The organism is Salmonella sp. SJTUF15570 (genome assembly GCF_043357055.1).
GTDB classification, from domain to species: domain Bacteria; phylum Pseudomonadota; class Gammaproteobacteria; order Enterobacterales; family Enterobacteriaceae; genus Salmonella; species Salmonella enterica.
On sequence record NZ_JBEUKJ010000015.1, the window covers coordinates 49,883 to 62,305 of the forward strand.

Genomic DNA, 12,423 nt, shown 5'->3' on the forward strand with positions numbered 1-12,423 from the left:
CTGCGCCTTATCCTCTCACTCACGGTGACCGGAAAACTAACATACTCTCTATAAGGATGTTAGGATGGTCAATGATTGATAATGACGGTAACAAGCATGTTAGACAATGTTTTAAGAATTGCCACACGCCAAAGTCCCCTTGCGCTTTGGCAGGCACATTATGTCAAAGACGCATTGATGGCAACCCATCCGGGACTGACAGTAGAACTGGTGCCGATGGTCACACGCGGCGACGTGATTCTCGATACTCCCCTGGCGAAAGTGGGCGGTAAGGGACTGTTTGTTAAAGAGCTTGAAATCGCGCTGCTGGAAAAGCGCGCTGATATCGCCGTGCACTCTATGAAAGACGTTCCGGTGGCCTTCCCGGACGGTCTCGGTCTGGTGACCATTTGCGAGCGCGAAGATCCGCGCGACGCGTTTGTCTCGAATAAATATCACAGTCTGGACGATCTGCCCGCGGGTAGTATCGTCGGGACGTCCAGTTTGCGTCGTCAGTGTCAACTGGCGGAACGCCGTCCGGACCTCATTATCCGTTCGTTGCGCGGCAACGTCGGCACACGTCTCGGCAAGCTGGACAACGGCGACTATGACGCCATTATCCTGGCCGTGGCCGGTCTGAAACGCTTAGGTCTGGAGTCGCGCATTCGCACAGCCTTGCCGCCCGACGTTTCGCTTCCTGCCGTAGGCCAGGGCGCCGTCGGGATTGAGTGTCGTCTTGACGACGCGCGAACGCAGGCGCTGCTCGCACCGTTGAATCACTCGCAAACCGCGCTGCGCGTAACGGCGGAACGCGCTATGAACACCCGCCTGGAAGGCGGTTGTCAGGTGCCGATTGGCAGCTATGCAGAAATCATCAACGGTGAAATTTGGCTACGCGCGCTGGTTGGCGCGCCGGACGGTTCGGTGATGGTGCGCGGCGAACGTCGTGGTTCTCCCGGGCAGGCGGAGCAAATGGGCATCTCGCTTGCAGAGGAACTGCTGGAAAACGGCGCACGCGCGATTCTGACGGAAGTTTATAACGGCGAGACGCCCGCATGAGTATTCTGATCACCCGCCCCTCTCCCGCAGGGGAAGCGTTAGTGAGCCGTCTGCGCGCACTGGGGCAGGTGGCCTGGAGTTTTCCACTGATTGAATTTGTCGCCGGCCGGGAGCTACCCACCCTGGCCGACCGCCTGGCGACACTGACGGAAAACGATCTGGTTTTTGCCCTTTCACAGCACGCCGTCGCCTTTGCTCACGCCCAGCTCCAGCGGGATGGCCGAAACTGGCCTGCGTCGCCGCGCTATTTCGCGATTGGCCGCACCACGGCGCTCGCCCTTCATACCGTTAGCGGGTTCGATATTCGTTATCCATTGGATCGGGAAATCAGCGAAGCCTTGCTACAATTACCTGAATTACAAAATATTGCGGGCAAACGCGCGCTGATTTTGCGTGGCAATGGCGGCCGCGAACTGCTGGGCGAAACCCTGACAGCTCGCGGAGCCGAAGTCAGTTTTTGTGAATGTTATCAACGATGTGCGAAACATTACGATGGCGCGGAAGAAGCGATGCGCTGGCATACTCGCGGCGTAACAACGCTTGTTGTTACCAGCGGCGAGATGTTGCAACGGCTCTGGTCGCTGACTCCCGAGTGGTATCGTGAGCACTGGTTACTACGCTGTCGGCTATTGGTCGTCAGTGAACGTCTGGCGCACCTCGCCCGGGAGCTGGGCTGGCAAGATATTAAGGTCGCTGATAACGCCGACAACGATGCGCTGTTGCGCGCATTACAATAACTCTCATAATGGGATGCCATAATGACGGAACAAGAAAAATCCTCCGCCGTGGTTGATGAGACCAGGGAGAGCGTGGAAACCACGCCACAGCCAGTTAATACCGAGAAAAAAAGTAAGAACGGCGCCGCGCTGGTATTAAGCGCGGTGGCGATTGCGATTGCCCTGGCGGCAGGTATTGGGCTTTATGGCTGGGGGAAACAGCAAGCAACCGCGCAAACGGAAACCAGCGATGCGCTGGCGACGCAACTGACCGCCTTGCAAAAGGCGCAGGAGAGCCAAAAAGCGGAGCTGGAAGGGATTATCAAAAAACAAGCGGCGCAGTTAGAAGACGCGAATCGCCAACAGGCGGCGCTGGCGAAACAGCTTGATGAAGTACAACAAAAAGTCGCCACTATTTCCGGCAGCGATGCTAAAACCTGGCTGCTGGCGCAGGCTGATTTCCTGGTGAAACTCGCCGGACGCAAGCTATGGAGCGATCAGGACGTCACTACCGCCGCTGCGCTGCTCAAAAGCGCTGACGCCAGTCTGGCGGACATGAATGACCCCAGCCTGATTACCGCACGACGCGCGATTACTGACGATATCGCCAGCCTGTCATCCGTTGCGCAGATCGACTACGACGGCATTATTCTCAAACTCAATCAGCTCTCTAACCAAATCGATAACCTGCGTCTGGCGGATAACGATACCGATGGTTCGCCGATGGATTCAGACAGCAGCGAGCTGTCCAGCTCGCTAAGCGAATGGCGCGTTAACCTGCAAAAAAGCTGGCAGAACTTTATGGACAGCTTTATTACCATTCGTCGCCGCGATGATACCGCCGTACCGCTGTTGGCACCCAACCAGGACGTCTATTTACGCGAAAATATTCGCTCCCGCCTGTTAGTCGCCGCGCAGGCCGTGCCACGCCATCAGGAAGAAACATACCGTCAGGCGCTGGATAACGTTTCGACCTGGGTTCGCGCTTATTACGATACTGACGACGCCGCGACAAAAGCCTTCCTGGAGGAGGTCGATAAATTAAGCCAGCAAAATATCACGATGGATCTGCCGGAAACTCTGGGAAGCCAGGCGATTCTTGAAAAACTGATGCAAACCCGCGTGCGTAATCTGCTGGCGCAACCGACAGTCTCTACGGCAGCGCCTGCCACGCAGACAGACGCTCCGGCAGCCGCGCCGCAAGGAGAATAATGATGCTAAAAGTATTATTGCTCTTTGTGTTGTTGCTCGCGGGTATCGTGGTCGGCCCGATGATAGCCGGTCACCAGGGCTATGTGTTAATCCAGACCGATACCTACAACATTGAAACCAGCGTCACCGGACTGGCGATCATTCTCATCGTCGCTATGGTGGTGCTATTCGCCATTGAGTGGTTACTACGCCGTCTGTTTCGTACCGGCGCGCACACCCGCGGTTGGTTTGCCGGCCGTAAACGCCGTCGCGCCCGCAAGCAGACCGAACAGGCGCTGCTGAAGCTGGCGGAGGGCGACTATCAGCAGGTGGAAAAGCTGATGTCAAAAAACGCCGACCATGCTGAACAACCGGTGGTAAATTATCTGCTGGCGGCAGAAGCGGCGCAGCAGCGCGGCGATGAAGCACGCGCTAATCAGCACCTTGAACGTGCGGCAGAGCTGGCGGGGAACGACACCATCCCGGTCGAGATCACGCGCGTGCGCTTACAGCTGGCGCGCAATGAAAATCACGCAGCGCGTCACGGCGTGGACAAACTGCTGGAGGTCACGCCGCGTCACCCGGAAGTTCTGCGTCTGGCGGAGCAGGCCTATATTCGCACCAGCGCATGGAGTTCGTTACTGGATATCATCCCATCCATGGCGAAAGCGCACGTCGGCGATGAAGCGCATCGCGCCATGCTCGAACAACAGGCGTGGATAGGACTCATGGATCAGGCGCGTGCCGAGCAGGGCAGTGAAGGATTACGCACCTGGTGGAAAAACCAAAGCCGTAAAACCCGCCATCAGGTGGCGCTGCAGGTCGCAATGGCCGAGCATCTGATCGAGTGTGACGATCATGATATGGCGCAGCAGATTATCATCGACGGTCTGAAACGCCAGTATGACGATCGGCTGGTGCTGCCCATTCCTCGCCTCAGAACCAATAATCCGGAACAACTGGAGAAAGTGCTGCGCCAGCAAATCAAGACGGTAGGCGATCGCCCGCTGTTATGGAGCACGCTCGGCCAGTCGCTAATGAAACACGGTGAATGGCAGGAGGCGACTCTGGCTTTCCGCGCCGCGCTGAAACAACGCCCGGACGCGTATGATTATGCCTGGCTTGCCGATGCGCTTGATCGACTGCATCAACCGGAAGAGGCTGCCGCCATGCGGCGCGACGGCTTGATGCTGACATTACAGAACAATCCCCCGCAGTAATTCCCTCTTGCCCGGTGGCGCTTCGCTTACCGGGCTTACCGCCTACACAAAATCATTCGGGATGCATAAAAAAACGCCTGCCCGGTTAAGGGGCAGGCGTCAAAAAAGGTCTGTATGACAACATAAAGGGGTGCTTCACTCAACGTTGTGTCCAGGGTGTTTGATGAGGCGTAAGCGACATCTGTCAGTGGACGATAAGCACCGTAAACGGCTCTGCATCATTCCTGAGTTTATGAGGCCAGAAGGCGAACATAAGAGATGGAATGAGCATCTACCCGTACATTATTGCACATAACGTGCCATCTTTGCACCGCTAAAAAACAGGCGCAGGCATTAAAAAAACGTAGAGAATTCACGCGATTGTCATCCCCCCGCCGCTGGCGAGGTTTTAGCGTGTCGCCCGGCGGAGACAGAACAGGATGCTTTTATAAAGTGATTATAAATCAATAGATTATTCGTCACCGAATAGCGACAAATGAAGCCTGGGATATCGCCAATAAACCATAATGGCAACACGTGCGGGATAAGGGGTTGAAAATGAACAGAAAACAAAAAACCCCGCCGAAGCGGGGTTCAAAATTGGTCGGCGAGAGAGGATTCGAACCTCCGACCCACTGGTCCCAAACCAGTTGCGCTACCAAGCTGCGCTACTCGCCGATATACTGCTTTTTTGAATTTTTAGTTCAATTCATTGAGTCGTGGTGCGAGGGGGGGGACTTGAACCCCCACGTCCGTAAGGACACTAACACCTGAAGCTAGCGCGTCTACCAATTCCGCCACCTTCGCGTTTCACAACTCTATATTAATGGGGTGGCTAATGGGATTCGAACCCACGACAACTGGAATCACAATCCAGGGCTCTACCAACTGAGCTATAGCCACCACTGAAACTTTTTACGCGGTATTAAACCACCGCAGCTCAAGCACCTAAATAAATGGTACGCCCGACAGGATTCGAACCTGAGACCTCTGCCTCCGGAGGGCAGCGCTCTATCCAGCTGAGCTACGGGCGCTTAGCGCCGTTGCGGGGGTGGATAATACGGACTTCACACCCCGCTGTCCAGTGCCTTTTTAAATAAAATGCGCGTTTGGTTATGCTTTGCGCATTTTGGCGCTTATTCCCCCACCTTGTGGGCGGTTCCGTGACGATTCAGACCGAAAACTTTGTAGACCAGCGTGACGGCCAGCAGGAAGATGACGCCGACAAACAGCGACATGCGCGTATCTTCATTAAAGTACATGCCGATTAAAACGCAAACCAGAAACGCCATCGTCAAATAGTTCGCCCACGGAAACATAATGGAACGAAAAGGATGATCCGCAATCGCTTCTTTATGCGCCCGACGAAAGCGCAGTTGGCTAATCAGAATGACAAACCACGGCACCATCCCCGGCAGTACGCTGGCGCTATAAACGTAAACAAAGACGCGCTGCGGATTGGGGATGATGTAGTTCAGGCAAGAGCCTACCAGCAAAATCAAAATAGAGAGCGCCACGCCCGCGACCGGCACGCCGTGGCGAGAGACTTTCGCGACTGCCGCCGGCAGTTGACGGTTTTTCGCCAGCGCGTAAAGCATACGCCCACAGCTATACATTCCGCTGTTACAGCCGGAGAGCGCCGCCGTCAGCACGACAAAGTTGATAATGCCTGCCGCGGCGGTGATGCCGATTTTCGCGAAGGTGAGCACAAAGGGGCTGCCGGTGCTGCCAATCTCATTCCACGGGAAAATGGTGACGATCACGAAAATCGCGCCAACATAAAAAATCAGGATACGCCACAGCACTTTACCCACCGCGCTACGCAACGTCACCTGCGGATTCTTCGCTTCACCGGCGGTAATACCGATCAACTCAACCCCTTGATAAGAGGCCACCACGATACATAATGCGGTCAGAAAGCCTTTCCAGCCGCCGGCAAAAAAGCCGCCATGCTCGGTCAGATTACCAAAGCCAATCGCCTGGCCGCCGTTACCAAAGCCGAAGAAAATCACCCCCAGACCGATGATGATCATCACAATAATCGTGGTGACTTTGATCATCGCAAACCAGAATTCGATTTCACCATACAGGCGCACCGCAGCCAAATTCGCCAACGCAACCAGTCCGACGGCAATCAGCGCCGGTATCCACTGCGCCATCTCCGGAAACCAGAACTGGACGTAGACCCCAATGGCGGTAATTTCCGAGATCCCGACCGCCATCCACATAAACCAGTATGACCAGGCGGTAAGATAGCCAAAAAAAGGACTCATATACCGGTGGGCGTACACGGCAAAGGAGCCGGTAACAGGTTCCAGAAAGAGCATCTCCCCCATCGAACGCATGATGAAAAAGACGAACAATCCGGCGATGATATACGCCAGCAGCACTGACGGGCCCGCCCATTTAAGCGTACTGGCGGCGCCCATAAAGAGTCCGACGCCGATGGTGCCCCCGAGGGCAATCAATTCAATATGACGAGCTTCCAGCCCACGCTGTAGCTCCGGTTTTTTCTCTGCCATAAATCCTCATGTCGTGTTTGCAACGGTTCCGGTAGTACCGGTTATTGTTATGGGTACATCGATTGTTGCGAATATTTTCTTAAATTTGGACAAATGGCAAATGGAGCATTAAAAAAATGCACTTATTGTGTAAGAAATCATCGATTATGTTGTAAATGAGCAGCACCATAAGCACAATCCGCTGCTCAAGTCATCAGAAGGGAGAATTAGAGATCGCCAGTATAGTGCCAGCGAAGATAGCGCAGCAGGCGCATCTGGCGGGTAATACGCCTCGGTTGAGAAAGCAGACGATACAACCACTCCAGTCCCAGGTTCTGCCATATTTTTGGAGCGCGTTTGACGTGACCAGTAAACACATCATAGGTCCCGCCCACCCCCATATATAACGCATGGGGATGCACTTCCCGACAATCGCGCATTAGCAATTCCTGTTTTGGCGATCCCATCGCGACGGTGACAATTTTCGCGCCGCTGGCATGGATACGCGCAAATAGCGCCTGACGCTGCTCCGGCGTAAAGTAACCGTCCTGGCTACCCACAATATTGACGTTCCACTGCGTCCGCAGTTTTGCTTCCGTCTGCGCCAGCACCTCAGGCTTGCCGCCGACAAGAAATACCGGCGTGCCTTCTTTCCCCGCGCGCGCCATTAACGCTTCCCAAAGGTCGGCGCCAGCCACACGAGAAACCTGCGCCTGCGGAAATTTTTTACGTATTGAACGCACCACGCTGATGCCATCGGCATATTTAAATTCCGCCGCTGCTATCAACGCGCGGACTTCCGGATTATCTTCCGCCGTCAGCAGCTTTTCGGCGTTGATCGCCACCAACGTGCCTTGCTTCAGTTGACCATCGGCAAACAGATAATTCAGCGCATGTGACATGTCGCGCCAGCCAATCAGAGGTAACCCGCGCAGCGAGTAAAGGGGCGCAGCGGCATTATTGGTCATAGTTTTCCTTCCACCTGTGCCTGAGGGAGCGAAGTTGTACGTTTATGAATCAGTCCGGCGCTATCAAATAACCAGAACAGAAGCTTAGCGACCAGCAGGCTGGCGCCAAAAACCACCAGGAAGAAAACCACGCGCGAAACAAACGAATCCAGCCCTTCTCGCGCCAGCACAATCATATTAAAGATGGCACCAAAGCAGAAACTGTGCAGAATCGCCGCCTTATAGCGATTGGGCTCCCGGTTACCCAGTTCATACAGCCAGTCGAACCATTTGATAATCAGCCCGACGACGATCGCGCCGAGCGGAATAAACAGCGCCCCGCCCATGACCACCAGCGATCCGATAAGCGTTGGCGATATCGCCAGGCCAGAATGGTTGTTCAGGACTTCCCAGGTGAAGTAATTCGCAGAATTCAGCACGATACTGGGTCGTCCCGGCCATAACCAGGTGGGAATAAAGACGTAGAAATCACGCACGATAGGGGCCAGCCCCTGAAAATCGATATTGTGGTAATTTTGCAACAGCAGCGCCAGATTCTCCCACGGCGAAAAGGTATCGCGCGTCAGATAAAGAAACGTATAGAACGCCTCATCGCCGCTCACATTTAATCCGTAGCGTTTGAGCGCCAGCCAGAACATACCGACAATCCCCAGCACGCCCGCCGCCACCAGCATCCACAGGCTGATCCAGCCCCGAATAATGCCGATAAACAGGAAGATAGCAAACGCAATAATGATGTTGGCGCGCGTGCCGCCGACAATCATGTAGGTCAACAGGCCAAACGCGACGGTGCTCACCAGAAAGAACAGCCACGCTTTGCTGTCCTGGCGCAGGAAATAGACCACCAGCATCGCCGGAATGAAGAAATAGAAGAACCGTTTTAACGCCACGCCGGAGACTTCGCTGGAAAAGATCTGGCTGTAGGAGTGCAGCCGGAACAGCAAAAAGCCGTTATGCATAAAGAAAATCGCCACGCTCACCAGCGCGATGCCCATCAGGATCACCCAGGTAAGGTGGGTTTCCACCCGGTTCATGGTAAATAGCGGCTTGCGTGGTACATCCACAACGCGTTTGCGTAAACGCGTTTTATAGGTCACGTAATACACGCCGTAGAAACAGGCGGCGGATAATAGAGCCTGCAATAAGATTTCCGGCGGCGCGACGCCAACGTCGAAACGAAATACCAGCACGCTGGTTAGCGGAAAACCAAAAAAGAAGGTCAACAAAAACAGCAACGAAAAGAAAACGTTGAAGTTAAAACGCACGCGGCGGAATTCAAACCAGGTCAGCGTGGCGATAAACAGCGTAGAGAGCAGCCAGACCACCAGCAGCCCGCTGAATTGCATTAAACTCATTCGGCTTCTCCTGCGGCGATTCTCAACGCATTATGCCACGGTTGCAGGTAGTTGGGGCTAAAGAAGGTGATGCCGCTTTTATCTACCGATGCGAGCTGACGCTGCGCCTCGCGCACGACCTGCTCATTAAGATCGTCCGTGGTAAACAGGACGGGCAGATGCTGTTCCGCCATATCCTGCCAGAAAGGATTGTCGCGATTCAGTACGCACGGGATATCGGCCTGAATTAGCAGACATAACGTCCCGATCCCCTGTTGGCGGGCAAAAATAAAATAACCGAGGTCGCACTGGCGCAACAGCGCAAGATAGGCATCAAATTCCATTTTTTCGCTAAGAATTTGTAAATTTTCGGCGCTAAATAGCGCCAGACCGGCCTGACGAACCTCATCAATATAGTCCTGGTTATTGGCCGGATAGCCCATCGGCACCACCACGTTTACCGTGTCGCCAAACTGCTGATACACCGCCCGTAACGCCGCAATATGTTGGTTACTGCGATCGCCGGAGTTCCCTACCAAAATGGTCAATTTCCCCGCACGTTGGCGCTCTTTTGCCATAGCATTCAGGGAAGGATCCATGCGCGTCGGGAAATAGAGCAACTCGCCGCGTACGTTCGGATGCTGACGCGCAAAATAGCTGAGATCGCCTCGCGTCGCGAATACGCATCCTACTCGCCCCTGCGCGATACGACGAAGCGGGTAGAAAAGGCGGAATTTCAGCCCGTGGGACACTTCGTAGAGATCCGCGCCCCAGATATGCCAGTAAAACTGAGCTGGCTTAATACCGCCGCTTAACAGCGCCAGCCACAGGCTGGTGTTGAACTGACCGTGAAAGAAGAATCTCTGTCGACGATTTGCTTTCGCTTTGGCGATGACCGCCTGCGCCAACGCTTTCTTACTGCCATAAAAACGAAGCGAGAGCGCCGGACAGCTTTCCGTGAAACCGTTATCTTCGCCGGCAACCATAAATTCGCGCGCGTGCTCGCTTGTGGCGGCCAGCGTATCATTGAAAAACCGCAGCACGGTGTGGTTATGGTGAGGGATATCCGATCCCAGGACGTGAATCAGTACAGTCATGCTCGCCTACGCCAGAGTAAAAATACGCCGCAACAAAGTGAAAAATAGACAATATAGGTGGCCATATAAGCCTGTGCCGCACCCAGCGCGCCGTGAGCGGGAATCAGCCAGTGAGCGAACGCCGTTAACAGAATGAACTGGCTAATTTCAGCCAGAATGTAAAATCGCAACGACGCTTTGGCAATCACCAGATAACCGAAAACATAGGCGCCGACTTTCAGCACGTCGCCCACTAACTGCCAGGCGAACAGATCGCGCATCGCGGTGAATTTGGCGGAAAAAAGCAGCCAGATAGCAAAATCGCGCAGTAGCCAGACGGTAAAACTCGCCGCCGCAACCGCCGGTAAAACAAATTTCAGCGCTTTTACCACTTCACGCGTAATGTCCTGTTTTTCCGTCAGGCGTGAGAGCGTGGGTAACAGGTAAACGCTGAAGGAGGCGGTGATAAATTGCAGATAGGCGTCAGAAATACTGCTTACGCCCTGCCAGATCCCGACATCGCTCCAGCTATAGTGCGCGGCCAGTTGGTTTCGCATCATCACATAGGCGACCGGCATCGTAACGGAGGTAATCAGCGCCATCAGGGTAAATTTACTGAGCTGCCCTGCCAGACCGTTGTCCCAAGAGGGCTTGAGATAGCGTAGCGGGACGGTGCCGCGCTTAATCAGTATTATACCGGCTGGCACTACCACCAGCGCCGGCACCAGCGCCAGGCCAAGCAGAGCGCCTTCATAGCCGCCGACACGGTAACAGAGATACCAGGCGGCGACGCCCAAAAAGCTGCCGACAATTAACGATAAGGCATTACCCGACGCGTCACGAAAGCCCTTCATTAGCGCCAGCAGCAGGTTCGCCCAGGCGATCCCCATTTGTACCAGCGCAACCAGACGCACCAGCCCTTGATAGTTCGTGTGACCGAACAATCCCTGGCTAATCGGCGCCGCCGCCAGCAGGAAGACCAGCGCCAGCAGCGTAGAGAACCCCAATACCATCGCGGAGGAGGTTCCCACCACGGTACGTAACTGCGCCGGGTCATCATGATGTTGTGCGACGAGTTTGGTAACGCCGTTAAATATCCCGGCGCCAGCCAATACGCCCAGCACGGTGATCATCTGGCGGAAGTTACCCGCTTGTCCGACGCCCGACGGACCAAAAGAGACGGCCAGTAGTTTCACCACCAGCAGTCCGGCGCCAATTTTTACCAGCGTACTGACCGCCGTCCACAGGGAGGCTTTAGCAAGCGACATATCAGGAGAAATAATTTAGCAAGGTAGTAATCACCGTTCGTTGATCGACGGGCGCAAGGTTATAAAACAGCGGCAGACGCAGCAAACGTTCGCTCTCTTTTGTGGTGTAGACATCGTCCCCGATAAACTCGCCGAATTTATCGCCCGCCGGACAATCATGCAGCGGAATGTAATGGAATACCGCCATGATTTCCGCCTCTTTCAGGAAATTAATCAGCGCGCTGCGATCGGCGATATCCCGCAGTTTGATGTAAAACATATGGGCATTATGCCCGCAGTTTTCCGGAATAGAAGGCAGCTCGATACGCCCGGCGCGCGCCAGCGGCGTTAACGCATCGTAGTAAGTCTGCCACAGCGACAGACGCTGTTGATTGATACGATCGGCGGCCTCCAGTTGCGCCCACAGATAGGCAGCCTGCAGATCGGACATCAAATAACTGGAGCCGATATCCCGCCAGGTGTATTTGTCCACCTGACCACGGAAGAACTGGCTACGGTTGGTGCCTTTTTCGCGGATGATCTCCGCGCGTTCAATTAGCGTACGATCGTTGATCAGCGTCGCGCCGCCTTCGCCGCCAGCGGTGTAATTTTTGGTTTCATGGAAGCTAAAACAGCCGATGTGACCGATCGTCCCTAACGCGCGCCCTTTGTACGTGGACATCACACCCTGGGCGGCATCCTCGACAACGAACAGATTATACTTATCCGCCAGCGCCATGATGACGTCCATTTCACAAGCGACGCCAGCGTAGTGTACCGGCACGATAGCACGGGTTTTATCAGTAATCGCCGCCTCAATCAGCGTTTCGTCAATATTCATCGTATCCGGACGAATATCGACAAACACAATTTTCGCGCCGCGCAGGACAAAAGCGTTAGCAGTGGAGACAAACGTAAAGCTCGGCATGATCACTTCATCGCCGGGCTGAATATCCAACAACAGGGCCGCCATCTCCAGCGATGCGGTACAGGAAGGCGTTAGCAACACCTTCGCGCTGCCGAAATGTTGCTCCAGCCACTGCTGGCAACGACGCGTAAAGCCGCCGTCGCCGCACAGTTTGCCGCTGCTCATTGCAGACTGCATGTATTCGAGTTCGGTTCCCACCACCGGCGGCGCATTAAAAGGAATCAT

The 12,423-nt window shown here is 54.6% G+C and carries 10 protein-coding genes and 4 tRNA genes; 4 read left to right on the forward strand and 10 right to left on the reverse strand.

The window, feature by feature from the left end; genetic code table 11:
* Nucleotides 1-96: 96 nt before the first annotated feature.
* From hemC to hemY, 4 genes are read left to right on the forward strand one after another with little or no spacing between them, the layout of a single operon-like run.
* Entirely contained in the window at nt 97-1,038 is a 942-nt protein-coding gene (hemC, locus tag ABVN44_RS21750) for a hydroxymethylbilane synthase (protein WP_023232424.1), read from the forward strand.
* Entirely contained in the window at nt 1,035-1,775 is a 741-nt protein-coding gene (gene hemD, locus ABVN44_RS21755) for a uroporphyrinogen-III synthase (protein WP_000025494.1), read from the forward strand. The genes hemC and hemD overlap by 4 nt, the downstream gene beginning before the upstream one ends.
* Before the next feature lie 21 nt (nt 1,776-1,796).
* The gene (hemX, locus tag ABVN44_RS21760) at nt 1,797-2,966 is read left to right on the forward strand and encodes a uroporphyrinogen-III C-methyltransferase (RefSeq protein ID WP_000138967.1); all 1,170 of its coding nucleotides are present in this window, start codon (nt 1,797-1,799) and stop codon (nt 2,964-2,966) included.
* A 2-nt stretch (nt 2,967-2,968) separates the two neighbouring features.
* Nucleotides 2,969-4,165, forward strand: coding sequence for a protoheme IX biogenesis protein HemY (gene hemY / locus ABVN44_RS21765; RefSeq protein WP_023602562.1), 1,197 nt, complete (start codon nt 2,969-2,971; stop codon nt 4,163-4,165).
* A 580-nt stretch (nt 4,166-4,745) separates the two neighbouring features.
* Here the strand turns inward: hemY and ABVN44_RS21770 are convergent.
* The 10 genes from ABVN44_RS21770 to rffA all read right to left on the reverse strand — a co-directional run bounded on the left by ABVN44_RS21770 (nt 4,746) and on the right by rffA (nt 12,423).
* Nucleotides 4,746-4,822: transfer RNA gene (locus ABVN44_RS21770), tRNA-Pro, on the reverse strand.
* Nucleotides 4,823-4,864: 42 nt separating this feature from the next.
* Nucleotides 4,865-4,951 (reverse strand) — tRNA-Leu (locus tag ABVN44_RS21775).
* A gap of 20 nt (nt 4,952-4,971) precedes the next feature.
* Nucleotides 4,972-5,047: transfer RNA gene (locus ABVN44_RS21780), tRNA-His, on the reverse strand.
* Between the two features lie 54 nt (nt 5,048-5,101).
* Nucleotides 5,102-5,178, reverse strand: a tRNA-Arg gene (locus tag ABVN44_RS21785).
* A 102-nt stretch (nt 5,179-5,280) separates the two neighbouring features.
* Nucleotides 5,281-6,666 carry an amino acid permease gene (locus ABVN44_RS21790; RefSeq protein WP_023232425.1) on the reverse strand — a complete coding sequence of 462 codons (1,386 nt, stop codon included), beginning with the start codon at nt 6,664-6,666 and terminating at the stop codon, nt 5,281-5,283.
* A gap of 206 nt (nt 6,667-6,872) precedes the next feature.
* The gene (wecG, locus tag ABVN44_RS21795) at nt 6,873-7,613 is read right to left on the reverse strand and encodes a lipopolysaccharide N-acetylmannosaminouronosyltransferase (RefSeq protein WP_000183621.1); all 741 of its coding nucleotides are present in this window, start codon (nt 7,611-7,613) and stop codon (nt 6,873-6,875) included.
* Nucleotides 7,610-8,968, reverse strand: a complete 1,359-nt coding sequence (gene wzyE, locus ABVN44_RS21800) for an ECA oligosaccharide polymerase (protein ID WP_000055611.1) — start codon at nt 8,966-8,968, stop codon at nt 7,610-7,612. The genes wecG and wzyE overlap by 4 nt, the downstream gene beginning before the upstream one ends.
* Complete coding sequence (locus ABVN44_RS21805) at nt 8,965-10,044, reverse strand: TDP-N-acetylfucosamine:lipid II N-acetylfucosaminyltransferase (protein WP_023232426.1); 1,080 nt, start codon at nt 10,042-10,044, stop codon at nt 8,965-8,967. Before ABVN44_RS21805 ends, wzyE begins: the two co-directional genes overlap by 4 nt.
* A complete protein-coding gene (gene wzxE, locus ABVN44_RS21810; RefSeq protein ID WP_023232427.1) occupies nt 10,041-11,291 on the reverse strand; it encodes a lipid III flippase WzxE in 1,251 nt (416 codons plus the stop codon). Before wzxE ends, ABVN44_RS21805 begins: the two co-directional genes overlap by 4 nt.
* Before the next feature lies 1 nt (nt 11,292).
* Nucleotides 11,293-12,423 carry a dTDP-4-amino-4,6-dideoxygalactose transaminase gene (rffA, locus tag ABVN44_RS21815; RefSeq protein WP_000612080.1) on the reverse strand — a complete coding sequence of 377 codons (1,131 nt, stop codon included), beginning with the start codon at nt 12,421-12,423 and terminating at the stop codon, nt 11,293-11,295.

Excerpts from the sequence above, each read along its gene's own strand:
- hemC (WP_023232424.1), top strand. The coding sequence starts at position 97 with ATGTTAGACAATGTTTTAAGAATTGCCACACGCCAAAGTCCCCTTGCG.
- hemD (WP_000025494.1), top strand. The coding sequence starts at position 1,035 with ATGAGTATTCTGATCACCCGCCCCTCTCCCGCAGGGGAAGCGTTAGTG.
- hemX (WP_000138967.1), top strand. The coding sequence starts at position 1,797 with ATGACGGAACAAGAAAAATCCTCCGCCGTGGTTGATGAGACCAGGGAG.
- hemY (WP_023602562.1), top strand. The coding sequence starts at position 2,969 with ATGCTAAAAGTATTATTGCTCTTTGTGTTGTTGCTCGCGGGTATCGTG.
- ABVN44_RS21790 (WP_023232425.1), bottom strand. The coding sequence starts at position 6,666 with ATGGCAGAGAAAAAACCGGAGCTACAGCGTGGGCTGGAAGCTCGTCAT.
- wecG (WP_000183621.1), bottom strand. The coding sequence starts at position 7,613 with ATGACCAATAATGCCGCTGCGCCCCTTTACTCGCTGCGCGGGTTACCT.
- wzyE (WP_000055611.1), bottom strand. The coding sequence starts at position 8,968 with ATGAGTTTAATGCAATTCAGCGGGCTGCTGGTGGTCTGGCTGCTCTCT.
- ABVN44_RS21805 (WP_023232426.1), bottom strand. The coding sequence starts at position 10,044 with ATGACTGTACTGATTCACGTCCTGGGATCGGATATCCCTCACCATAAC.
- wzxE (WP_023232427.1), bottom strand. The coding sequence starts at position 11,291 with ATGTCGCTTGCTAAAGCCTCCCTGTGGACGGCGGTCAGTACGCTGGTA.
- rffA (WP_000612080.1), bottom strand. The coding sequence starts at position 12,423 with ATGATTCCTTTTAATGCGCCGCCGGTGGTGGGAACCGAACTCGAATAC.